Raw genomic sequence first — 20,744 nt, forward strand, 5'->3', positions numbered from 1 at the left:
CGCGACGCTACCGGCGCCGGCCGCTAGCCGAAGAGGTCGGACAGGAAGGACTCCTTGCGCTTCTTGCCGTGCGAGCCGTGGGAGCCGTGCGACGACGAGTGCGAGGAGCCGCGCACCGCGCCGAGCACCTCGTTCACCACGGCGCCGAGCCCCGCGCCGCCGGCGGCCGGATACTGGCCCCCGTGCTGCTGCGGTGTGCCGTGCTGCTGTGGCGGCTGCTGGGCACCGTGGCCGCCGGACTGCGCGGCGGCCGGCGCGGCGTGCCAGGAGTTCTCGGCGTCGATGAGCCGCTCGAGCTCCCCGCGGTCGAGGAAGATGCCCCGGCACTCGGTGCACTGGTCGACGTGGACGCCGTTGCGCTCGTAGGTGCGCATCGTGCCGTGGCACTTGGGACAGACGAGATCCATGCCGCACGGTACGACGCACGCGGGACCCCCGGAGACCGGGACCGCGTGCCAGGGTGCGCGCCCGTGAGGACAGAGCGCACGGTGACCCTCCGGTTCGGCACGGCCTCCCGGCGGAGCGCCACCCACACCAACCTCTCCGCCGTCCGCAGCGACGGGCCGGTCCTCTGGGTGGCCGGTGACGAGACCGCCACGATCGAGCGGCTGGTGGCCGACGACCCCGCCGACCCCACCTCCTACGGCGACCAGGCCACCTTCTCCCTCGCCGACCTCGTGCCGCTGCCCGGCGGCACCGGCCCCGGGGTCGAGGAGGAGGCGGACGTCGAGGGCCTCGCGCGCACCGGCGACGCGCTGTGGGCGGTCGGCTCGCACAGCCTGCGGCGCCGCCGCATCCGCGACGAGCACGACGGCGAGCAGGCGCTGCGCCGCCTGGCGCGGGTCACCGGCCAGCCGCGCCGGCAGGTGCTGGTGCGCATCCCGGTGGTCGACGTCGACGGGCTGCCCACCCTGGTCAAGGACGACGGCACCCGCAGCGCCGCCGTCTTCGGCACCCGCGGGAAGGACCTGCGCGACCTGCTCGCCGACGACGAGCACCTCGCGCCGTTCCTGCCGATCCCCGGCAAGGACAACGGCCTCGACGTCGAGGGCATCGCGGTCTCCGGCGAGCGCGTCTACCTCGGCCTGCGGGGCCCGGTGCTGCGCGGCTGGGCGGTGGTGCTCGAGCTGCGGCCGGAGGTCGACCGGCGCGACCCCGCCCGGCTGCGCCTGCGGAAGTTCCCCGACGGCCGCCGCTACCGCAAGCACGTGCTGCGGCTGGCGGGCCTGGGCGTGCGCGACCTGTGCCCGCAGGGCGAGGACCTGCTGGTGCTCGCCGGCCCGACCATGGACCTCGACGGCCCGGTGTACGTCTACCGCTGGCACCAGGCCTGCGCGGCGGAGGAGCCGACCGTCGTCCGCGGCGACCGGCTCACCCGCGAGCTGGCGCTGCCCTTCGGCGACGGCGACGACCACGCCGAGGGCATCGGCCTGCTCGGCCCGGCCGGGGACGGCCGGCTGCTGGTCGTCTACGACAGCCCCGCGCCGGCGCGGCTCACCGCCGACGGCGGCGTGCTGGCCGACGTCGTCCGGCTGCCCTGAGTCAGCCGACGCGGACCGGCCGGGCGGCGACGACCCCGGCCGCCGCCAGGCCGAGGCCGACGGCGAGCAGGAGCAGCAGCGGCGCGGTCCACCCGCCGGTCGCCTCCGACAGCGCGCCGACGACGACCGGGCCGAGCGCGCCGACGCCGTAGCCGACCAGCTGGCTCATGCCCGACAGCCGGGCCGCGGCGTCGGCGTCGGCCGCGCGCAGCACCACGAGGGTGACCGCCAGTGCGATGCCCGCACCCTGCGCCAGCCCGCCGACCACCGCCCACGCGGGCCACACCCCGGGTGCGGCGAGCAGCCCGGCGACCGGCACCACCCACAGCGCGGCCACGCCGAGCGCGAGCCCCGCCTGCCCGGGGCGGCGGGCGAGCACGGCCGGCACCAGCAGGCTGCCCGCGATGCCGAGCACCTGGTAGACGGAGGCGGCCACCGAGCCGGTGGCGGCGTCGGTGCCGGCGCGGTCGGCCAGCAGCGTCGGCAGCCACGCGGTGAGCGAGAAGTACAGCGTGGAGTGCAGCGCCTGCACCGCGGTCACCGCCCACGCGACCGGCGACCGCCACAGCGGCCGCGCGCGGGCGGAGCGGGCGGCCGGGACGGGAGCGGCGGCGTCGGCGTGCCGCGCGGCCGCCGCCCAGACGACCGCCGCGACGACGGCCAGCACCCCCTCCGCGGCGAGCGCGCCCCGCCAGCCCAGCACCGCCGCCAGCGGCGCGGTGAACGCCGCGCCCGCGGCGGCGCCGGCCACCAGGGCCGCGGTGTAGAGGCCGGTCACCGTGCCCGCGCGCCGGCCGAACCCCGCCTTGACCACGGCCGGGAGCAGCACGTTGCCCACCGTCATGGCCGCGCCGGTGAGGAAGGTGCCGGCCAGCAGCACGGGGGCGCCGTCGAGGACCCGCAGCCCCTGCGCGACCGCGAGCAGCACCAGCGAGCCGAGGACGGCCGCGCCCGCGCCGACCCGGCGCCCGACGGCGGCCGAGGCCGGCGCCAGCAGCGCGAAGCACAGCACCGGCAGCGTGGTCAGCAGACCCGCGGCGGCCGCGGAGAGGCCGAGGGCGGCGCGGACGTCGTCGAGGACGGGCCCGACGGCGGCGATCGCGCCCCGCAGGTTGAGCGCCGTCAGCAGGACGGCGGCCAGCAGCAGCCGGCCGCCGGGCGAGGCGGCCGGCACGCCCCCATCCTGCGCCGCCGACCGCGGACACGCCGGTTCCGGACCCGGTGCGAATCGTGAAACACGGGCCGCTAGTGTCCCAGCGGCCCGTGGTCCAGCTCACACAGCGGTGAGCTCGCGGGCGACCCAGGAGGTCCCGTGCGCATCCCCGTCCCGCGATCCCTCGGCCGGTCCGTCCTCGCCCTGGTCACCGGCGCCGTGCTCGTCACCGGCGCCGTCGTCACCGCCGGCCCGGCCGCCGCGGTGCCCGGCAACGGCAACGGCGGCGGGGCCGGCAACGCCGCCCCGACGCTCGTCCAGACCGACGAGGGCAAGCTCCGCGGCACCCGGCTCGACGGGTACCGCACCTTCGAGGGCATCCGGTACGCCGAGGCGCCGGTCGGCGAGCGCCGGTTCCGCCCGCCCGTCCCGGTGCAGCCCTTCCGCGGCGTCGCCGACGCCACCACCCCGCACGAGCCGTGCGCGCAGCTGGCCAACGGCACGACCAACGCGTTCCAGACCTTCAACGAGGACTGCCTGTTCCTCAACGTCACCACCCCGGCGGGCCTGGACGCGGCCCGCTCGGACCTGCCGGTCATGGTGTGGATCCACGGCGGCTCCTGGGTCTACGGCAACGGCGCCAACTACGACGCCTCGACGCTGGCCGTCGAGGGCGACGCCGTCGTCGTGACGATCAACTACCGCCTCGGCCCCCTGGGCTTCATGGCCCAGCGCGACCTGTCCGCCGGCAACGGCGCGGTCGGGTCCGGCAGCGCCGGGCTGCTCGACCAGCAGGAGGCGCTGCGCTGGGTGCAGCGCAACATCGACGCCTTCGGCGGCGACCCGGACAACGTGACGGTCTTCGGCGAGTCCGCCGGCGCCTCCTCCGTCTGCGCCCAGTTGGCCTCCCCCACGGCCGCCGGCCTGTTCGACAAGGCGATCGCGCAGAGCTACAGCTGCACCGCCACCTACGACACGCTGGCCGCCGAGGAGGCCACCGGCCAGACCGTCGCGACCACCGTCGGCTGCGCCACCGCCGCCGACGTCGCCGCCTGCCTGCGCGCCGCGCCCGCCGAGGCGCTGCTGCGCGCCTGGCCCGGCGGCTCGTTCGTCGTCGGCGGGTCGTCGCTGCCCGAGCAGCCGGGGACCGCGATCGCGGCCGGCCGGTGGAACCGCGTGCCGGTCGTGCACGGCAACCTGCAGGACGAGAACACGCTGTTCACCCCGCTGTCGCTGACCGAGACCCAGCGCCAGGCGCTGCTGTCGGCCGACCCGGCCGTGTACACGGCCACGCTGCAGCAGCGGTTCCCGGTCCGGGCCGAGGCGGTGGCCCAGCGCTACCCGCTGGCGGAGTACGGCTCGACGCTGCGGGTGCTGGCGGCCGTGGCCAGCGACGTCGGCAGCGCGCTGTCGACCTGCACCCACGTGGCGGCCCACGACCTGCTCCGCGGGCAGCAGCCGTCGGGGGTCTTCGCCTACTCGTTCCGCGACCAGGACGCCCCGGCCCTGCTGGACTTCCCGTACGACCCGGCGCGGTACGACGAGGGCGCCCAGCACGCGGGCGAGCTGCCGTACCTGTTCCCGGGCCTGTTCGGCGGCCCGCTGACCGCCGAGCAGCAGGCGCTGTCGACGACGATGGTCCGCTACTGGACCAACTTCGCGGCCACCGGCGACCCGAACGGCCGCGGCGTCCCGGCGTGGAACGCCTACCGCACCCCGGCCGACGTCCAGGGCCTGGACGTCGCGTCGCAGGGCGGCGTCGGCCCGGTCGACGTCGCCGCGGACGCGAACTGCGCGTTCTGGGCGACCCGCTGAGCACCTGAGCAGGGCGCCCGGGCACCACCCCGGGCCCCGGGAGCGGCACGTCCGGTGACCGCCACCCGGGGCCCGGGGCACGTCCCGCCCCACCCGTCCCACGCTCCGAGAGCCGGATCTACTGATCGGTAACGAATGTGGGATCGTCGAGGAACACGTCGAGACGGCGTCACACCGCCGTCAGGAGAGAGGTCCCATGCGGTTGCAGCTTTCCCCGGAGATGGAGGCCTTCCGGGATGAGATGCGCACCTTCTTCACCACCCAGGTGCCGCAGGAGATCCGCGACACCGTCGCGGCCCACCGCCACCTGACCCGCGACCAGTACGTCGAGGCCCAGCGCGTCCTCAACGCCGCCGGCCTGGCCGTGCCGCACTGGCCGGTCGAGTGGGGCGGCCGGGACTGGACGCCGCTGCAGCGCCACATCTGGCGCGAGGAGATGCAGCTCGCCAACGTCCCCGAGCCGCTCGCCTTCAACGCCAGCATGATCGGCCCGGTCATCGCGACGTTCGGCAACCAGGAGCAGAAGGAGCGCTTCCTGGCCAAGACCGCGAACCTCGACATCTGGTGGTGCCAGGGCTTCTCGGAGCCCGACGCCGGCTCCGACCTCGCCTCGCTGCGCACCACCGCCGTCCGCGACGGCGACGACTGGGTGGTCAACGGCCAGAAGACGTGGACCACCCTCGGCCAGCACGCCGACTGGATCTTCTGCCTGGTCCGCACCGACCCGACCGCGGAGAAGAAGCAGCGCGGCATCTCGATGCTGGTCTTCCCGATGGACACCCCGGGCGTGACCCTCCGCCCGATCCAGCTGATCGACGGCGGCCACGAGGTCAACGAGGTCTTCTTCGAGGACGTCCGCGTGCCCGCCGAGAACCTGATCGGCGAGGAGAACCGCGGCTGGGACTACGCCAAGTTCCTCCTCGGCAACGAGCGCGTGGGCATCGCCCGGGTCGGCGCCACCAAGAAGCTCATCGCGCAGGCCAAGGAGCACGCCCGCGAGGTCGTCGTCGCCGGCCGGCCGCTGTCGCAGGACCCGCGCCTCACCGCGCGCATCGCCGAGCTCGAGAACGAGCTGCTGGCCCTGGAGCTGACCGCGCTGCGCGTGGTCGCCAACTCCGCCGACGGCAAGCCGCACCCGGCCTCCTCGGTGCTCAAGCTGCGCGGCTCGGAGCTGCAGCAGGCCGCCACCGAGCTGCTGGTCGACATCGCCGGCCCGCTGTCGGTCGCGTCCTTCGCCGACGGCGGCTCGCAGGTTCCCCAGTGGGCCCGGGTGGCCACGCCGGAGTACCTGAACTACCGCAAGGTCTCCATCTACGGGGGCTCCAACGAGGTCCAGCGGACCATCATCGCCGGCACGATCCTGGGGCTGTGAGCTAGCAGTGGACTTCCAGTACGACAGCGAGCAGAACGACCTCCGCGAGGCCGTCGCGGGCCTGCTGGGCCGCGCCTACGGCGACAGCGAGCGGCGCCGCCAGGTGGTCGCCACCGACCCCGGCTTCGACGAGAAGACCTGGGCGCAGCTGGCCGAGATGGGCGTCCTCGGGCTGCCCTTCGCCGAGGAGGACGGCGGCATGGGCGCCGGCCCGATCGAGGTGGCCCTGGTGGCCGAGGAGATCGGCCGGGTGCTCGCGCCCGAGCCGTTCGTCGAGGCCGTGGTCCTGGCCGGTGGCCTCGTCGCCGCCGTGGGCACCGCGCAGCAGCGGGCGGCGGTCCTCGGGCCGCTGTCCGAGGGCGGCAGCGTGCTCGCGTTCGCGCACGCCGAGCCCGGCACCCGGTGGAGCCCGGCGGCGTCGGCCGTGACCGCCACGCAGGACGGCGGCACCTGGCGGCTGACCGGCGTCAAGGAGCCGGTGCCGGGCGGCGCCCGCGCCGACGTCCTCGTCGTCAGCGCCGTGACCGAGGGCGGCACCGCGCTGTTCCTCGTCCGGGGCGACGCCGAGGGTCTGACCCGCACCGGCTACCGCACCCACGACGGCACCCGCGCGGCCAACGTCACCCTCGACGGCACCCCGGCCGAGCTGCTCGGCGAGGGCACCGCGGACCGCACCGCCGACGTCGAGCGGGCGCAGGCCCTGGCCCGGATCGCCTACAGCGCCGAGGCCGTCGGGGCGATGGACACCGCGCTCAAGACGACCGCGGAGTACCTGAAGACCCGCAAGCAGTTCGGCGTCACGCTCAACCGGTTCCAGGCGCTGACCTTCCGCGCGGCGGACATGTACGTGTCCCTGGAGCTGGCCCGCAGCACCGCGCTGTGGGCGAGCATGGTGGCCGACACCGGCGGCGACGTCGTCACCGCCGCCGACCGCGCCCGGCTGCAGACCAGCCGCGCCGGCCGGCACGTCGGCAAGGAGGCCATCCAGCTGCACGGTGGCATCGGCGTCACCGCGGAGTACTCGGTCGGCCACTACACCAGCCGGCTGACCGCGATCGACCACCTGCTCGGCGACGGCGACTGGGCCGCCGACCGGCTGGCGTCGGCCGTGGACTCCTACCCGACGGTCGACCCGCTGGGCGCCCCGTACACGGGCTGACACCCCGCAGCAGCAGCCGGCGGCCGGCGTCCCCTCCGCGGGGGCGCCGGCCGCTGCCGTTCCCGCCGGCCGACCACCTAGGGTCCGGCGGGTGCTCGCCTGGCTCCTGGTCCCCGCCGTGCTCGCGACGGTCCTCGCCTGGGCCGCGGCGCGGCTGGTCCGGCGCCGCGCCCGTGGCCGCCGTGGCGGGCGGCTCGCCGCCGTCCTGGTCGCCGTCCTCGCCTGGCTGGCCGTCGCGGCGGGCGGGCTGCAGGTGTGGGCGCGGGCGTCCCTGGACTCCTCCGGCATCGCCCGCGCGATCGTGTGGATGGACGCCGACGTCGACGACCGGCTCCGGTTCCCCGAGCTGCCGGTCCCGGCCGGCGGCACCCCGCTGCCGCTGACCGCCGGCTCCCTTCCCGCCGGCGTCCTCGACGAGGTCACCGTCCCCGGCGGCGGCACCGAGGACCTCGCCGCGCTGCTGGACCGCACCCAGACCACGGGCTTCGTCGTGCTGCGCGGGAACGAGGTGCTGCTCGAGCGGTACGGCGCCGGCGGCACGCGGGAGACGCCGATGACGTCGTTCTCGGTGGCCAAGTCGGTGCTGTCCACGCTGGTCGGGCTGGCGATCGACCGCGGCGCGATCGGCGGCCTGGACGACCCGGTCACCGACCACGTCCCCGAGCTGCTCGACCGCGACCCCCGCTTCGGCGCCATCACGCTGCGGCACCTGGTGACCATGTCGTCGGGCCTGTCCTACGAGGAGGAGGGCCTGCCCTGGAGCGACGACGCGCTCACCTACTACGACGTCGACCTGCGGCGGCTCGCCCTGTCGGCCGAGGTCGCGCAGGAGCCGGGGCGGGAGTGGCTGTACTGCAACTACAACCCGCTGCTCGTGGGCCTGGTGCTCGAGCGCGCCGTCGGCGAGCCGGTCGAGGACTTCGCCGCCGAGGCGCTGTGGGGCCCGATGGGCGCCGAGGCGGACGCGAGCTGGAGCGCCGACAGCACGGCCAGCGGGTTCCCCAAGATGGAGAGCGGGTTCAACGCCGTCGCGCGGGACTGGGCCCGGTTCGGGCTGCTGTTCGCCCGGGAGGGCCGCGCCGGCGACCGGCAGGTCGTGCCCGCCGCGTGGGTCGCCGAGGCCACCGCCCGGGACACCTCCGCCGACCCCGCCGAGCACTACCAGTACTGGTGGTGGGTCGACACCGAGCGCGAGGGGCGGTTCTACGCCCGCGGCAACAAGGGCCAGTACGTCTACGTCGACCCGGCCACCGACGTCGTCGTGGTGCGGCTCGGCCGCGAGGAGGGCGCCGACGACTGGCCGGCGGTGCTCCGCGACGTCGCCGACCGGGTGGGCTGAGCGGGCGGCCCCTGCAGGGGGCCGTCGGTCAGTCGCCGACGATGGCGCGGCGCAGGTCCTCGGCGTCGGCGCGCACCTGGTCGAGCACGGCTGCGACGCCGTCCTCGCGCAGCAGCCCGCCGCTGAGCCGCTCGACCGGCACCGGCACGTGCTCCGGGTCGGCGTGGCGGGCGCCGAGCTCGAACGCGACCCGCAGCAGCGTGCCCTCGGCGGAGGTGGGGTCGTCGACGGCGGCCAGCGGCGCGACCATCGCCGGCGGGAAACCCCACTGCTCCAGCGCCACCGCGGACAGCCGCAGCGCGGAGATGCCGTACCGGCACACCTCCGCGGTCCGCCGTGCGGCGAAGGGACGCTGCCCGGCGGCCAGCTCGCGGTAGCCCTCCTGGTCGGCGGCGTGCAGCAGCGCCACGCCGACCTGGGCGAGCAGCCCGAGGCACAGGGCGTCCTGCGGCCGGCTGCCGAAGCGCGGGGCCAGTGCGGAGGCGGCCAGCGCGATGCCGGTGCTGGTCTCCCAGAACCGGTCGGGCAGCTGCGACTCGTCGTCCAGGCACGTCAGCGCGACCGTCGCCATGGTGCGGACCGCGGTGAACCCGATGACGGTGACGGCGAACTGCAGCGTCGTCGCCCGCCCGCTCATGCCGAAGTAGGCCGAGTTGGCCAGCTTCATCACCCGGCCGGCCAGGGCGACGTCGGCGGCGAGCACGTCGGCGAGGGTGCGGGCGCTGGCGTCCTCGGTGTTGGCGACGGCGACCACCTGCGCGGCGACCGGGTGCTGCGCGGCCATGGTGTCGATGCCGGCGAGCAGCCGGTCCAGGTCCACCGCGGGGCGGGACAGGGGCACCGCGGTCACCGGGCACCCACCCAGGTGGCGACGGCCGCGCCGTCCATCGGCTCGGCCAGGGAGAAGCCCTGCAGGTAGGTGGCCCCGAGCTGGCGCAGCGCCACGGCCTGGGCGGAGGTGGCCACGCCCTCGGCGACGGTGGACAGCCCCAGGCTGCGGGCCAGCGCGATGACGGCGCTGGCGATCTCGACGTGCCCGTCGGCGAGCTCGGCCACGAAGGACCGGTCCACCTTGAGGCAGTCGACCGGCAGGTGGCGCAGGTAGGCCAGCGACGAGTAGCCGGTGCCGAAGTCGTCGATCGCCAGCGCCACCCCGAGGTCGCGCAGCCGCTGCAGCAGCGCACGGGCGGCGGCGGGGTCGGTCATGAGCGCGGACTCGGTGATCTCGATCGACAGCCGGGCCGGGGCGACGCCGTGCCGGTCCAGGGCGGCGACCACCTCGCCGGGCAGGCCGGCGTCGAGCTGCAGCGCCGAGACGTTGACGTTGACCTGGGGCGGCGCGGCCGCGCCGAGCGTGCGGTCCCACTCGGCCACCTGGCGGCACGCCTCGTCGAGGACCAGCAGCCCGAGCGCGCCCACCAGCCCGCTCTCCTCGGCCAGCGGCACGAACGTCGCGGGACTGATCGGGCCGCGCTCGGGGTGCACCCAGCGGGCCAGCGCCTCGACGGCCTCCAGCGAGCCGTCGGCGGCGGAGACGATGGGCTGGTAGTGCAGGCCGATCCGCCGCTGCTCGATGGCGTCCCGCAGGTCGGCGACCAGCCGCAGCTTGTCGCGGGCCTCGGCGCGGCCGGCGCGGTCCAGCACCCGCACCCGGCCCTTGCCGCCGGCCTTGGCCTGGTACATGGCGATGTCGCAGTCGCGGACCAGGTCCGCGGCGTCGGCGTGCTCGGGGGCCTGCACGGTGACGCCGACGCTGCAGTGCGGCCGGAACCGCACGCCGGCCAGGTGCACCGGCACCGCGAGCGCGGCGACGATGCGCTCGGCCAGCGCGGCGGCGTCCGCCTCGTCGACGTCCTCGCAGACGACGACGAACTCGTCCCCGCCGAAGCGGGCGACCAGGTCGCCGGGGCGGACCGTGGCGCGCAGCCGCCCGGCGACCTCCACCAGCAACTCGTCGCCGGCCTCGTGGCCGAGGGAGTCGTTGACCACCTTGAAGTCGTCGAGGTCCAGGAACAGGCAGGCCAGGCCGCGGCCGCCGGCGGTGAACCGGCCGGCGAGGTGCTGGTCGAGCAGCGTGCGGTTGGGCAGGCCGGTCAGCGGGTCGTGCTGGGCCTGGTGCGCCAGCCGGGCCTCGAACGCCATCCGGTCGGTGACGTCCTCGACGGTGCCGAGGAAGCCCGCGCCCGCGCCCGGGGTGAACACGTGCCCGAAGCGCAGCACGGTGGTCCGCTCGGTGCCGTCGGGGCGCACCAGGCGCGCCAGCACCTCGCCGTCCCCGCCCTCGAGGACGGCGGCCACGACCTCCACGACGGCGCCCAGGTCGTCCTCGTGCACGCAGCCGGTCCACCCGGTGCCCAGCAGGACCTCGGCGGGCCGCCCGGCCAGCCGGCAGAACGCGTCGTTGACGTGCGCCAGCCGCATGCCCTGCTCGGACAGCAGCGTCGGGACCGGCGAGCGCTCGCTCAGGGTGGCGAAGCGGCGCTCGGCGGCGTCGGCGCCGGCGCGCGCCACCCGGTCGGCGTTCCCGGCCCCGGGCGTGATCGCCAGCGTCCACGCGTCCCCGGCCGGCGCGGGGGTCGCCCGCACGACCGCGTCGGTCAGGCCGCCGTCCGCGGTGCGGACGGGCAGGGCCAGCCGGGAGGTGTGCTCGCGGCGCAGCAGCAGCGGGAGCTCGCCGGCGGCGAGCGTGGGGACCAGGTCGGTGACCGGCCGCCCGGCGAGGTCCTCCGGGGCGGGACCGAGCAGCCGGACGGCGCCCTCGTTGGCCCAGGTGACCCGCGGCGCGTCCCCGATGGTCTCGGCCACGAGCAGGGCGGTCCCCTCGCCCCCCGCCGCCGCGGAGAAGACCGCGGCCACCACCTCCGGGGTCACGGCACCGGCCGGACCCGTGACGGGCGGGCTGGCGGGCACGGGCGTCCTCCTCGACTGCGTCGGCCTGCACGGTCGGTGTCCCCGCACGGGGACACCCCCGCTGCGTCGGCACCGGCGGGGCCGGACTGCAGCCGGGGACGCCGTCCCCTCACCCCGAGGGGTGGGTCCGGGCCGCCTGCGATCCGCGTCACGATCGGGTCCCGGGGGGCGAGGGATGCCGGGTGCGCCTGTCACCATGCAGCCCCGGGGTGGCGAGAGCCCGCCTCCCCCGCAGCACCACCCAGGCCCGCCGGCAACGACGCCGGCCCGAGCTGTCGTTGGAGTGCGCGTGCTCATCGGTGTGCCCGCAGAGACCCGGCGGAACGAGACGCGGGTCGCCGCGACCCCCGCGAGCGTCGGCCGGCTGTGCGCCCTCGGTCACGAGGTCCTCGTCCAGTCCGGCGCCGGGGAGGCGGCCAGCTGCCCCGACGAGGCCTACGTCGCCGCCGGCGCGCGGATCGGCTCGGCCGCCGAGGCGTGGGGCGCCGACGTCGTCCTGCACGTCAACGCCCCGACCCTCGACGAGGTCGCCCGGCTGCGCCCGGACGCGGTGCTGGTCAGCCTGCTGGCCCCGGCCCTGGCGCCCGACCTGCTCGACGCGCTGACCGCCCGCGGCGTCACCGCCCTGGCGATGGACGCCGTCCCCCGCATCTCCCGCGCCCAGTCGCTGGACGTGCTGTCCTCGATGGCCAACATCGCCGGCTACCGGGCCGTCGTCGAGGCCGCGCACGCCTTCGGCCGGTTCTTCACCGGGCAGGTCACCGCGGCGGGCAAGGTGCCGCCGGCCAAGGTCTTCGTGGCCGGCGCCGGCGTCGCGGGGCTCGCCGCCATCGGCGCGGCGAGCAGCCTGGGCGCGATCGTGCGGGCCACCGACGTGCGGCCCGAGGTCGCCGAGCAGGTGCGCTCGCTGGGCGGCGAGTACGTCGGCGTGCCGGCCGACGAGGAGGAGCAGGCCGCCGGCAGCGGCACCGGCTACGCGTCGGTGACGTCGGAGAGCTTCAACGCGCGGGCCGCCGTCATGTACGCCGAGCAGGCCCGCGACGTCGACGTCGTCATCACCACCGCGCTCATCCCCGGCCGCCCGGCGCCCCGGCTGCTCACCGAGGACATGGTGGCGAGCATGAAGCCGGGCTCGGTGGTCGTGGACATGGCCGCCGCGCAGGGCGGCAACGTCGCCGGCTCGGTGCCCGACGAGGTGGTGGTGACCCCGAACGGCGTGACGATCATCGGCTACACCGACCTGCCGGCCCGCCTGCCCGCGCAGGCCTCGCAGCTGTTCGCCACCAACCTGGTCAACCTGCTCACGCTGCTCACCCCCGGCAAGGACGGGCGGCTGGTCCTGGACACGGACGACGTGGTGCAGCGGGCGATGACCGTGACCCGCGACGGCGAGCTGCTGTGGCCCCCGCCGCCGGTGCAGGTCTCCGCCGCCCCGGCCGCCGCCGCGCCGCCACCGGCGCCGCTGCCGCCACCGGAGAGGAAGGCGCCCAGCCCCCGGCGGCGGGCCGCGCTGGTGGGCCTGGCCGCCGCGCTGCTGTTCCTGCTGGCCGCGTTCTCCCCCGACCAGCTCATCGGCAACCTGACGGTGTTCGCGCTCGCCGTCGTCGTCGGCTTCTACGTCATCGGGCACGTGCACCACGCGCTGCACACCCCGCTGATGAGCGTCACCAACGCGATCTCCGGGATCATCGTGGTCGGCGCCCTGCTGCAGCTGGGCCACGTCAGCACGGTGGTCACCGTGCTCGCGTTCCTCGCCGTCCTGCTGGCCAGCATCAACGTGTTCGGCGGCTTCGCCGTGACCCGCCGCATGCTCGGCATGTTCCGGAGGGCCTGACCGCCATGACCGCCACCACCGCCGCGTCCGCGGCCTACATCGTCGCCGGCCTGCTGTTCGTCCTGAGCCTCGCCGGCCTGTCCCGGCACGAGACCGCCAAGGCGGGCAACGCCTACGGCATCGCCGGCATGGCCGTCGCCCTGGTCGCCACCGTCGGGCTGGCCTGGCGCGACGGCGACGCGCTCGCCGTCGGGCTGATCGCCGTCGCCATGGCCCTCGGCGCGGCCATCGGCCTGTGGCGGGCGCGCATCGTCGAGATGACCGGCATGCCCGAGCTCATCGCGCTGCTGCACAGCTTCGTCGGCCTCGCCGCGGTGCTCGTCGGCTGGAACGGCTACCTGTCGGTCGAGGGTGCTGGGTCGTCAGGGGGCGGGGCCGGCGAGGCCGAGGAGCTCGGCCTGCCGGTCGGCATCCACTCCGCCGAGGTCGCGATCGGCGTCTTCATCGGCGCGGTCACCTTCACCGGCTCGATCGTCGCGTTCCTCAAGCTGTCGGCGCGGATCAGGAGCAACCCGCTGGTGCTGCCGGGCAAGAACGCGCTGAACCTGGGCGCGCTCGCGGCGTTCGCCGTCCTGACCGTCGTCTTCGTCGTCTCGCCCGGCCTGGGCGTGCTCGCCGCGGTCACCGTGCTGGCGCTGGCGCTGGGCTGGCACCTGGTCGCCTCGATCGGCGGCGGCGACATGCCGGTCGTCGTCTCGATGCTCAACAGCTACTCCGGCTGGGCGGCCGCGGCGTCGGGCTTCCTGCTCGACAACGACCTGCTGATCATCACCGGCGCGCTGGTCGGCTCCTCGGGTGCCTACCTCTCCTACATCATGTGCCAGGCGATGAACCGCTCGTTCCTGTCGGTCATCGCCGGCGGCTTCGGCAACGAGGGCAGCACCACCGGGGCCGGCACGGTCGAGGGCGAGCACACCGAGACCACCGCCGAGGAGGTCGCGCAGCTGCTGCGCGACGCCGACAGCGTCGTCATCACCCCCGGCTACGGCATGGCGGTCGCGCACGCGCAGAACGCCGTCGCCGACCTCACCCGCACCCTGTCGGACAAGGGCGTGCCGGTCCGCTTCGGCATCCACCCGGTCGCCGGCCGGCTGCCCGGGCACATGAACGTCCTGCTGGCGGAGGCGAAGGTGCCCTACGACGTCGTCCTGGAGATGGACGAGATCAACGACGACTTCCCGAAGACGTCGGTGGTCCTGGTCATCGGCGCCAACGACACGGTGAACCCGGCCGCGGCGGAGGACCCGGGCAGCCCGATCGCCGGCATGCCGGTGCTGCACGTGTGGGAGGCCGAGCACGTCGTCGTGTTCAAGCGGTCGATGAGCACCGGATACGCCGGCGTGCAGAACCCGCTGTTCTTCCGCGAGAACACCCGGATGCTGTTCGGCGACGCGCGCGAGCGCGTCGAGGACATCCTGCGGGCGCTGTGAGCGTGCTCGTCAGCCCGGCGTGGCTGATCGGCGGGCTGCGCAACGTGCCGGGCTTCCTGGCCACCGACGGGCGGGGGCTGGCGTTCGTCAGCGACACCCCGGTGTTCGACGTGCCGCTGGGCGCGGTCACCGACGTCTCGTGGCCGTGGTGGTGGTTCGGCGGCGGGCTGAGGCTGTCGGCGGCCGGGCAGCGGTGGAAGGTCACCTTCGTCCGGCCGAACGGCATGCCGCCGCCGCGGCCGTCGGTGCTGGCGTCGTCGGTGGGCACCGTCGGGGTGCTCACCGGGACGCTGCCGCCGCACGCGCTCGCCGACCTCGACGCGCTGCGCGGGCTGGCCGACGTCCGCGACGGCCGCGCGGCCGGGCGGCGCTGGCGCGAGGTGCTGCCGGGCTGAGTTGCGGGGCGGTCGGCACGGGCGCGACGGTGGACGACGTGGACCCCTTCCGCCTCGGCATGCCGAAGATCCCCGGCCTCACGGAGCTGCTCACGCTCCTGCAGACGCAGACCGAGGCGCTGGCCCAGCTGCCGCGCACGCTGACCGACCTCAACTCCGCCGTCCGGGAGCTCATCGCAGCGACCTCGACGGCGACGTCGGCCATCGCGTCGGCGCAGCGCACCGCGGAGCGGCTGGAGGGGCTGGTCGGCGAGCTGGAGGAACCGGTGCGGGCGCTCAAGCCGGGGCTGGAGCGGGTCGGGCGGGTGCTCGACGACCCCGCCGTCGAGGCGGTGCCGGACATCATCCGCACCATCGACGAGGACCTGATGCCGATGATCGCGACGCTGCGTCAGGCCCAGTCGCGGGTCGCCGGGGTCACCGGCCTGCTGCGCCGCCGCGTCCGCCCCGACGACCGCCCCGACGACCGCCCCGACGACTCGGACGCGGCCGGCTGACGCCCGGTGCGGCCGCCGTCCAGTGCGCCGGGCGCCCGAGGACGGCGGGCAGCCGGGTGCCGCCGTCGCCGCGGGCGGCGGCCACCTGCGGGCGCGTGAGGAACAGCGCGCCGGTGAGGTCGGCGCCGCGCAGGTCGGCCGCGCGCAGGTCCGCGCCGAGCAGGTCGGTGCCGGTGAGGTCGGCCCCGCGCAGGTCCGCGCCGAGCAGGTAGGCACCGCGCAGGCTCACCCGGCGCAGGTCGGTCCTCCGCAGGTCGGCGCCGACCAGGTCGGCGCCGCGCCGGTCCTGCCCACCGGGGCGGACGGCGGCGCTGACCCGGCCCAGCAGCTCCCCCGCCTCCGCGCGGACGACTCCGGCGTCGACCGCCGCCAGCTCGGCCGGTGAGCCCGCGGCCAGCCGCTCGGTGCGCCCGAGAGCGGTCGTGACCTCGTCGTGCAGGCCGGCCGGCAGCGGCAGCGCGGCCGCCTCGGTGAGGTACCAGAGCAGCTCGTGCAGCTGCCGCAGGACGGGGAACGCCGCCGCCACGCCGGGGTCGGCGGCCGGGCGCTCGACGGCGGCGGCCCGCACCAGCCGCTGGCCGGCGCCGAAGCAGTCGAAGACCGTGCAGCCCGGGAAGCCGCGCTGCCGCAGGTCGGCGTGGATGCCGCAGCGGGCGTCCGCGGTGAGGTGGACGCAGGCCCGGCCCGCCGGCTTGTCGATCGCGAAGTCCGCGGACGCGGCGAACGCCGGGAGCACGTAGCACAGCCCGGCGCAGGACGAGCAGTCGGCGGCGAGGTCCCGCCGCCGGTCGGCGGGGGCGGCCGCCGGCGGGGCGGGAGGGGTCACCGGTCGAGGGTATGCCGCGGGCATGGACGTGCTGAGCAGCCGCGTGCTCCTGCGGCCCACCGACCCCGCGCGCTCGCAGGCGTTCTACCGCGAGGTCCTCGGGCTGGCCGTGTACCGCGAGTTCGGCCCGCCCGGGCACCGCGGGCTGGTGTTCTTCCTCGGCAACGGCCTGCTGGAGGTGTCCGGCCGGGCCGACCAGCGCCCGCGCGGGCTGGCGCTGTGGGTGCAGGTGCGCGACCTGGCCGCCGAGGTGGCGCGGCTGGCCGGGGCCGGCGTCCCCGTCGTCGCGGAGCCCGGGCGCATGCCCTGGGGCCTGCTGGAGGCGACGGTCGAGGACCCCGACGGCGTGGCGATCGTGCTCGTCGAGGTCCCCGCCGACCACCCGCTCCGGGTGGACGTCCGCCCGCCCGGCTGAGACGCGGCGGCCGTGCTCCGCCTTTCGCGCGCGAAAGGCGGCCCGGTCCCTAGTCGGTGCCGGACTCCATCGCGGCGCGGTCGAGCGCCTCGTCGTCGACCGGGGTGGTGCGGCCGGCGATCGCCTGCGCGCCGCCCTCGGTCATCCGGTCGATCAACCCGGTGGCGGCCGCCTGCGCGGCGCCGATGACGGCGGGCTCGGCCCCGCCGCCGACCATGCCGAGCCGTGCGTACTGCTCGAGCTTGGCGCGGGAGTCGGCGATGTCGAGGTTGCGCATGGTCAGCTGGCCGATCCGGTCCGTGGGCCCGAAGGCGGGGTCCTCGGTGCGCTCCATCGACAGCTTGTCCGGGTGGTAGCTGAAGGCCGGGCCGGTGGTGTCGACGACCGACCAGTCCTCCCCGCGCCGCAGCCGCAGCGTGACCTCGCCGGTGACGGCCATGCCGACCCACCGCTGCAGCGACTCCCGCAGCATGAGCGCCTGGGGGTCCAGCCACCGGCCCTCGTACATGAGCCGGCCCAGCCGCCGGCCCTCGGTGTGGTAGGTGGCGAGGGTGTCCTCGTTGTGGATGGCGTTGACCAGCCGCTCGTACGCGGCGTGCAGCAGCGCCATGCCCGGCGCCTCGTAGATGCCGCGGCTCTTGGCCTCGATGACCCGGTTCTCGATCTGGTCGGACATGCCCAGCCCGTGCCGGCCGCCGATCGCGTTCACCTCGAGCACGAGGTCGACGGCGGAGGCGTACTCCTTGCCGTTGACCGAGACCGGCCGCCCGTTGGCGAAGCCGATCGTCACGTCCTCGGTCTCGATCTCGACGGCGGGGTCCCAGAACCGAACGCCCATGATCGGCTCGACGATCTCGATGCTCGCGTCGAGGTGCTCCAGCCGCTTGGCCTCGTGGGTGGCACCCCAGATGTTGGCGTCGGTGGAGTAGGCCTTCTCCGCGCTGTCCCGGTAGGGCAGGCCGTGCGCGGTCAGCCACTCCGACATCTCCTTGCGGCCGCCCAGCTCCTCGACGAACCGGGCGTCCAGCCACGGCTTGTAGATCCGCAGCGAGGGGTTGGCCAGCAGGCCGTACCGGTAGAACCGCTCGATGTCGTTGCCCTTGAACGTCGAGCCGTCGCCCCAGATCTGGACGTCGTCCTCGAGCATGGCGCGCACCAGCAGCGTGCCGGTGACCGCGCGGCCGAGCGGGGTGGTGTTGAAGTAGCTGCGCCCGCCGGAGCGGATGTGGAACGCGCCGCAGGTCAGGGCCGCCAGGCCCTCCTCGACCAGCGCCTCGCGGCAGTCGACCAACCGGGCGACCTCCGCGCCGTAGGCGGTGGCCCGGCCGGGCACCGAGGCGATGTCGGGCTCGTCGTACTGGCCGATGTCCGCGGTGTAGGTGCAGGGGACCGCGCCCCGGTCGCGCATCCAGGCGACCGCCACGGAGGTGTCGAGACCACCGGAGAAGGCGATCCCGACGCGTTCGCCGACGGGCAGGGACGTGAGCACCTTGGACACGAGAGAGATTATGCACGTCCGCGCATGACCATTCACGGGCGGGGGTCGGGGCGCCCGGGCCGTGGGGCAGGATCGCAGGAGTGCCGGACCTCTCCCTCGGCGACGACCTGCGCGGTCTCGTCGACGCCGCCCCCTCCCCGTTCCACGCCGTGGCCGAGCTCACCCGCCGGCTGACCGCCGCCGGGTTCACCGAGCTGGCCGAGGCCGACGCGTGGCGGCTCGCCCCCGGCGGGGCGCACTTCGTGGTGCGGCAGGGCAGCCTCGTCGCGTTCCGGCTGGGCAGCGCCCCGCTCGCCGACGCCGGCATGCGGCTGGTCGGCGCGCACACCGACTCCCCCACCTTCCGGGTCCGGCCGCGGTCCGACGTCCGGCAGGCCGGCTACCGGCTGGTCGGCGTCGAGCCGTACGGCGGCGGGCTGTGGCACACCTGGCTGGACCGGGAGCTGACCGTCGCCGGGCGGGTGGTGCTGCGCGGCGGCCGCACCGCGCTGGTCCGGCTCGACGGCGCCCCGCTGCGGCTGCCGTCGCTGGCCGTCCACCTGGACCGGAGCGTGCGCGAGGGGCTGACGCTGGACCCGCAGCGGCACCTGGTCCCCGTCTGGTCGCGGGACCTGGACACCGAGCCCGGGCTCACCGAGGCGCTCGCCGCGGCCGTCGGGGCATCGCCGGGCGACGTCGTGGGGCACGACCTGGTGCTGGCCGACACCCAGCCCGCGGCCCCCGCCGGCGCCGACGGCACGTGGGTCGCGGCGCCGCGGCTGGACAACCTGGCCAGCTGCCACGCCGGCGTGACGGCGCTGGTCGGCGCGGCGCCCGGCGAGCGCACCCAGGTGCTGGTCGCCAACGACCACGAGGAGGTGGGCAGCGGCTCGACGTCGGGGGCGCGCGGCAGCTTCCTGGAGGACGTCGTCCGCCGGCTGGTCGCCGTCACCGACCCCGCGGACCCGCAGGCGCTGCCCCGGACGCTCGCGCGGTCCCGGCTGGTCTCGGCGGACATGGCGCACGCCGTCCACCCGACCCGGTACGACCGGCACGAGCCCGCCCACACCCCGCAGCTCGGCGGCGGCCCGGTGCTGAAGGTGAACGCCGACCAGGCCTACGCCACCGACGCGGTCGGCGGCGGCTGGTTCGCCGAGCGGTGCGCCGAGGCGGGCGTGCCGGTGCAGTACTTCGTCTCCCGCGCCGACCTGCCCTGCGGCTCGACGATCGGCCCGCTGACCGCCACCCGGCTGGGCGTGGCGACCGTCGACGTCGGCGCGCCGATGCTGGCCATGCACTCCTGCCGCGAGCTCGCCTCCGCGCTCGACGTGCCGCTGGTGGTGGCCGCGCTGACCGCCTGCTACGAGGACTGAGCGGGCGGCGGTTCCTGGCCGGTGGGCCGGTCGGCCGGCCGGTCCGACGGGGAGCGGCGGAGGACGTCGGCGAAGGACTCCTCCAGCCGCGCCCACGTGCCGCTCCACTCGACGAGCGGCTCGAGGATCCGCTCGAAGACCGCCAGCTGCTCGTCGAAGGCCTGCAACTGGCCCACCAGACCCTCGACGAGCTGCCGCTGCGCCCGCACCGACGACGCGATCGACCGCACCTGCGCCGCCGACATCGCCCCGGGCGGCGAGGGCAGCCGCGGCAGCGACAGCCCCGACGGGACGGCGCCGGCGGCCAGCCGGGTGGCCCGGTCGGTGAAGCCGCGCAGCTGCGCCACGAACTCCTCGACCGACCGCGCCACCAGCCCGCCGTCGCGGGGCCTGTCCTCGGACTCGCTCACGCGCACCTCCCCCGGCCCGCCCGCCCCGGTCGGCGGGAACCGGACCCAGTCTCGCGGCTGCGGACCTCAGCCGCCGGTCAGCGCGCGCAGCGTCTCCGCGTTCCGGACCGCGTGGCCGTACCCGTCGTTGTTGAAGTACGCGTAGACGTCGCGCCCCTGCCCGGCCCACTCGCCGATCCGGTCGGCCCACCAGCGCAGGTCGGCGTCGGGGTAGGAGCCGGCGTACAGGTGCGCGGCGTCGGGCCCGTGCAGCCGGACGTAGACGAACGGCGCCGTCGCGCGCAGCACGCACGGCAGGCCGGCGCCGCTCATCACGCAGTAGGCGGCGCCGTGCCGCTCGAGCAGCGCGAACACGCCGTCGTCGTGCCAGCTGGGGTGCCGGAACTCCACGGCCACCCGCATCCAGTCCGGCAGCAGGCCGAGGAAGTGGTCGAGCCGGGCGTCGTCGCGGGCGGCGGCCGGGTGCAGCTGGACGAGCAGCACCGCCCGCCGGGGCCCCAGCTCGTGCCAGGCCGCGGTCATCCGCTCGACCCAGGCCTCCGGGGCGTACAGCCGCTTGGCGTGGGTCAGCCCGCGCGGGGCCTTGACCGACAGCCGGAAGCCCTCGGGCAGGCGCTGCCGCCACCCGGCGAAGGTCGCGGTGCGCGGCCAGCGGTAGAAGCTGGCGTTGAGCTCGACGGTGCCGAACCGGCGGACGTAGTGGGCCAGCCGGTCGCGGGACGGCGTCCCCGGCGGGTACAGGACGTCCTCCCAGTGGTCGTAGCTCCAGCCCGACGTGCCGACGTGGACGGCCACCGG

19 protein-coding genes are annotated in these 20,744 nt (G+C 75.9%); 11 read left to right on the top strand and 8 right to left on the bottom strand.

Annotated elements, in window-relative coordinates; translation table 11 throughout:
• Positions 1-23 precede the first annotated feature (23 nt).
• Positions 24-407, bottom strand: a complete 384-nt coding sequence (locus tag ACI79Z_RS15060) for a TFIIB-type zinc ribbon-containing protein (RefSeq protein WP_456903085.1) — start codon at positions 405-407, stop codon at positions 24-26.
• Between the two features lie 63 nt (positions 408-470).
• Between ACI79Z_RS15060 and ACI79Z_RS15065 the strand changes: the two genes are divergently transcribed.
• Positions 471-1,541 (top strand): DUF3616 domain-containing protein, encoded by a 1,071-nt coding sequence (locus ACI79Z_RS15065; RefSeq protein WP_387989960.1) that lies wholly within the window; start codon positions 471-473, stop codon positions 1,539-1,541.
• Between the two features lies 1 nt (position 1,542).
• Here the strand turns inward: ACI79Z_RS15065 and ACI79Z_RS15070 are convergent, their stop codons facing one another.
• A complete protein-coding gene (locus ACI79Z_RS15070) occupies positions 1,543-2,715 on the bottom strand; it encodes an MFS transporter (protein WP_456903086.1) in 1,173 nt (390 codons plus the stop codon).
• Between the two features lie 138 nt (positions 2,716-2,853).
• On the opposite strand from ACI79Z_RS15070, the gene ACI79Z_RS15075 reads away from it, so the two are divergent.
• The 4 genes from ACI79Z_RS15075 to ACI79Z_RS15090 all read left to right on the top strand — a co-directional run bounded on the left by ACI79Z_RS15075 (position 2,854) and on the right by ACI79Z_RS15090 (position 8,379).
• Positions 2,854-4,509, top strand: a complete 1,656-nt coding sequence (locus ACI79Z_RS15075; protein ID WP_456903087.1) for a carboxylesterase/lipase family protein — start codon at positions 2,854-2,856, stop codon at positions 4,507-4,509.
• 196 nt (positions 4,510-4,705) lie between these two features.
• Positions 4,706-5,881 (top strand): acyl-CoA dehydrogenase family protein, encoded by a 1,176-nt coding sequence (locus tag ACI79Z_RS15080; protein WP_456903088.1) that lies wholly within the window; start codon positions 4,706-4,708, stop codon positions 5,879-5,881.
• Positions 5,882-5,888: 7 nt separating this feature from the next.
• Positions 5,889-7,040 carry an acyl-CoA dehydrogenase family protein gene (locus ACI79Z_RS15085; RefSeq protein ID WP_456903089.1) on the top strand — a complete coding sequence of 384 codons (1,152 nt, stop codon included), beginning with the start codon at positions 5,889-5,891 and terminating at the stop codon, positions 7,038-7,040.
• Positions 7,041-7,131: 91 nt separating this feature from the next.
• Entirely contained in the window at positions 7,132-8,379 is a 1,248-nt protein-coding gene (locus ACI79Z_RS15090) for a serine hydrolase domain-containing protein (protein ID WP_456903090.1), read from the top strand.
• A 28-nt stretch (positions 8,380-8,407) separates the two neighbouring features.
• Here the strand turns inward: ACI79Z_RS15090 and ACI79Z_RS15095 are convergent, their stop codons facing one another.
• Together ACI79Z_RS15095 and ACI79Z_RS15100 are read right to left on the bottom strand one after the other, a co-directional pair.
• Positions 8,408-9,229, bottom strand: a complete 822-nt coding sequence (locus ACI79Z_RS15095; protein WP_387989944.1) for an HDOD domain-containing protein — start codon at positions 9,227-9,229, stop codon at positions 8,408-8,410.
• Entirely contained in the window at positions 9,226-11,289 is a 2,064-nt protein-coding gene (locus tag ACI79Z_RS15100) for a putative bifunctional diguanylate cyclase/phosphodiesterase (RefSeq protein WP_456903091.1), read from the bottom strand. Before ACI79Z_RS15100 ends, ACI79Z_RS15095 begins: the two co-directional genes overlap by 4 nt.
• A 301-nt stretch (positions 11,290-11,590) precedes the next feature.
• Between ACI79Z_RS15100 and ACI79Z_RS15105 the strand changes: the two genes are divergently transcribed.
• The 4 genes from ACI79Z_RS15105 to ACI79Z_RS15120 are packed head-to-tail and all read left to right on the top strand — an operon-like array spanning position 11,591 to position 15,445.
• Positions 11,591-13,123 carry a Re/Si-specific NAD(P)(+) transhydrogenase subunit alpha gene (locus tag ACI79Z_RS15105; RefSeq protein WP_387989938.1) on the top strand — a complete coding sequence of 511 codons (1,533 nt, stop codon included), beginning with the start codon at positions 11,591-11,593 and terminating at the stop codon, positions 13,121-13,123.
• A gap of 5 nt (positions 13,124-13,128) precedes the next feature.
• Positions 13,129-14,553, top strand: coding sequence for a Re/Si-specific NAD(P)(+) transhydrogenase subunit beta (gene pntB / locus ACI79Z_RS15110; RefSeq protein ID WP_456903092.1), 1,425 nt, complete (start codon positions 13,129-13,131; stop codon positions 14,551-14,553).
• A complete protein-coding gene (locus ACI79Z_RS15115) occupies positions 14,550-14,948 on the top strand; it encodes a hypothetical protein (protein ID WP_387989932.1) in 399 nt (132 codons plus the stop codon). Before pntB ends, ACI79Z_RS15115 begins: the two co-directional genes overlap by 4 nt.
• Positions 14,949-14,986: 38 nt before the next feature.
• Positions 14,987-15,445, top strand: a complete 459-nt coding sequence (locus tag ACI79Z_RS15120) for a hypothetical protein (protein ID WP_456903094.1) — start codon at positions 14,987-14,989, stop codon at positions 15,443-15,445.
• Here the strand turns inward: ACI79Z_RS15120 and ACI79Z_RS15125 are convergent.
• Entirely contained in the window at positions 15,366-16,271 is a 906-nt protein-coding gene (locus tag ACI79Z_RS15125; RefSeq protein WP_456903095.1) for a pentapeptide repeat-containing protein, read from the bottom strand. The genes ACI79Z_RS15120 and ACI79Z_RS15125 overlap by 80 nt on opposite strands.
• Positions 16,272-16,293: 22 nt before the next feature.
• Here ACI79Z_RS15125 and ACI79Z_RS15130 point away from each other — a divergent pair, with 22 nt between their 5' ends.
• Entirely contained in the window at positions 16,294-16,686 is a 393-nt protein-coding gene (locus ACI79Z_RS15130; protein ID WP_456903096.1) for a VOC family protein, read from the top strand.
• Positions 16,687-16,735: 49 nt separating this feature from the next.
• On the opposite strand, the gene argG is transcribed toward ACI79Z_RS15130, so the two are convergent.
• Complete coding sequence (gene argG / locus ACI79Z_RS15135; protein WP_387989921.1) at positions 16,736-18,184, bottom strand: argininosuccinate synthase; 1,449 nt, start codon at positions 18,182-18,184, stop codon at positions 16,736-16,738.
• 80 nt (positions 18,185-18,264) lie between these two features.
• Here argG and ACI79Z_RS15140 point away from each other — a divergent pair, with 80 nt between their 5' ends.
• Positions 18,265-19,536, top strand: coding sequence for a M18 family aminopeptidase (locus ACI79Z_RS15140; protein WP_456903097.1), 1,272 nt, complete (start codon positions 18,265-18,267; stop codon positions 19,534-19,536).
• Here ACI79Z_RS15140 and ACI79Z_RS15145 read toward each other — a convergent pair.
• Both ACI79Z_RS15145 and ACI79Z_RS15150 read right to left on the bottom strand, forming a co-directional pair.
• The gene (locus ACI79Z_RS15145; RefSeq protein ID WP_387989916.1) at positions 19,524-19,946 is read right to left on the bottom strand and encodes a hypothetical protein; all 423 of its coding nucleotides are present in this window, start codon (positions 19,944-19,946) and stop codon (positions 19,524-19,526) included. The two genes, ACI79Z_RS15140 and ACI79Z_RS15145, sit on opposite strands and share 13 nt — an antisense overlap.
• Before the next feature lie 66 nt (positions 19,947-20,012).
• Complete coding sequence (locus ACI79Z_RS15150) at positions 20,013-20,741, bottom strand: DUF72 domain-containing protein (RefSeq protein WP_456903098.1); 729 nt, start codon at positions 20,739-20,741, stop codon at positions 20,013-20,015.
• Between the last annotated feature and the right edge of the window lie 3 nt (positions 20,742-20,744).

This window comes from Geodermatophilus sp. SYSU D00663 (assembly GCF_054050655.1).

What these genes read in the sequence shown, in the direction of transcription:
- ACI79Z_RS15060 (WP_456903085.1), bottom strand. Translation starts at nt 407, where the DNA reads ATGGATCTCGTCTGTCCCAAGTGCCACGGCACGATGCGCACCTACGAG.
- ACI79Z_RS15080 (WP_456903088.1), top strand. Translation starts at nt 4,706, where the DNA reads ATGCGGTTGCAGCTTTCCCCGGAGATGGAGGCCTTCCGGGATGAGATG.
- pntB (WP_456903092.1), top strand. Translation starts at nt 13,129, where the DNA reads ATGACCGCCACCACCGCCGCGTCCGCGGCCTACATCGTCGCCGGCCTG.
- ACI79Z_RS15130 (WP_456903096.1), top strand. Translation starts at nt 16,294, where the DNA reads ATGGACGTGCTGAGCAGCCGCGTGCTCCTGCGGCCCACCGACCCCGCG.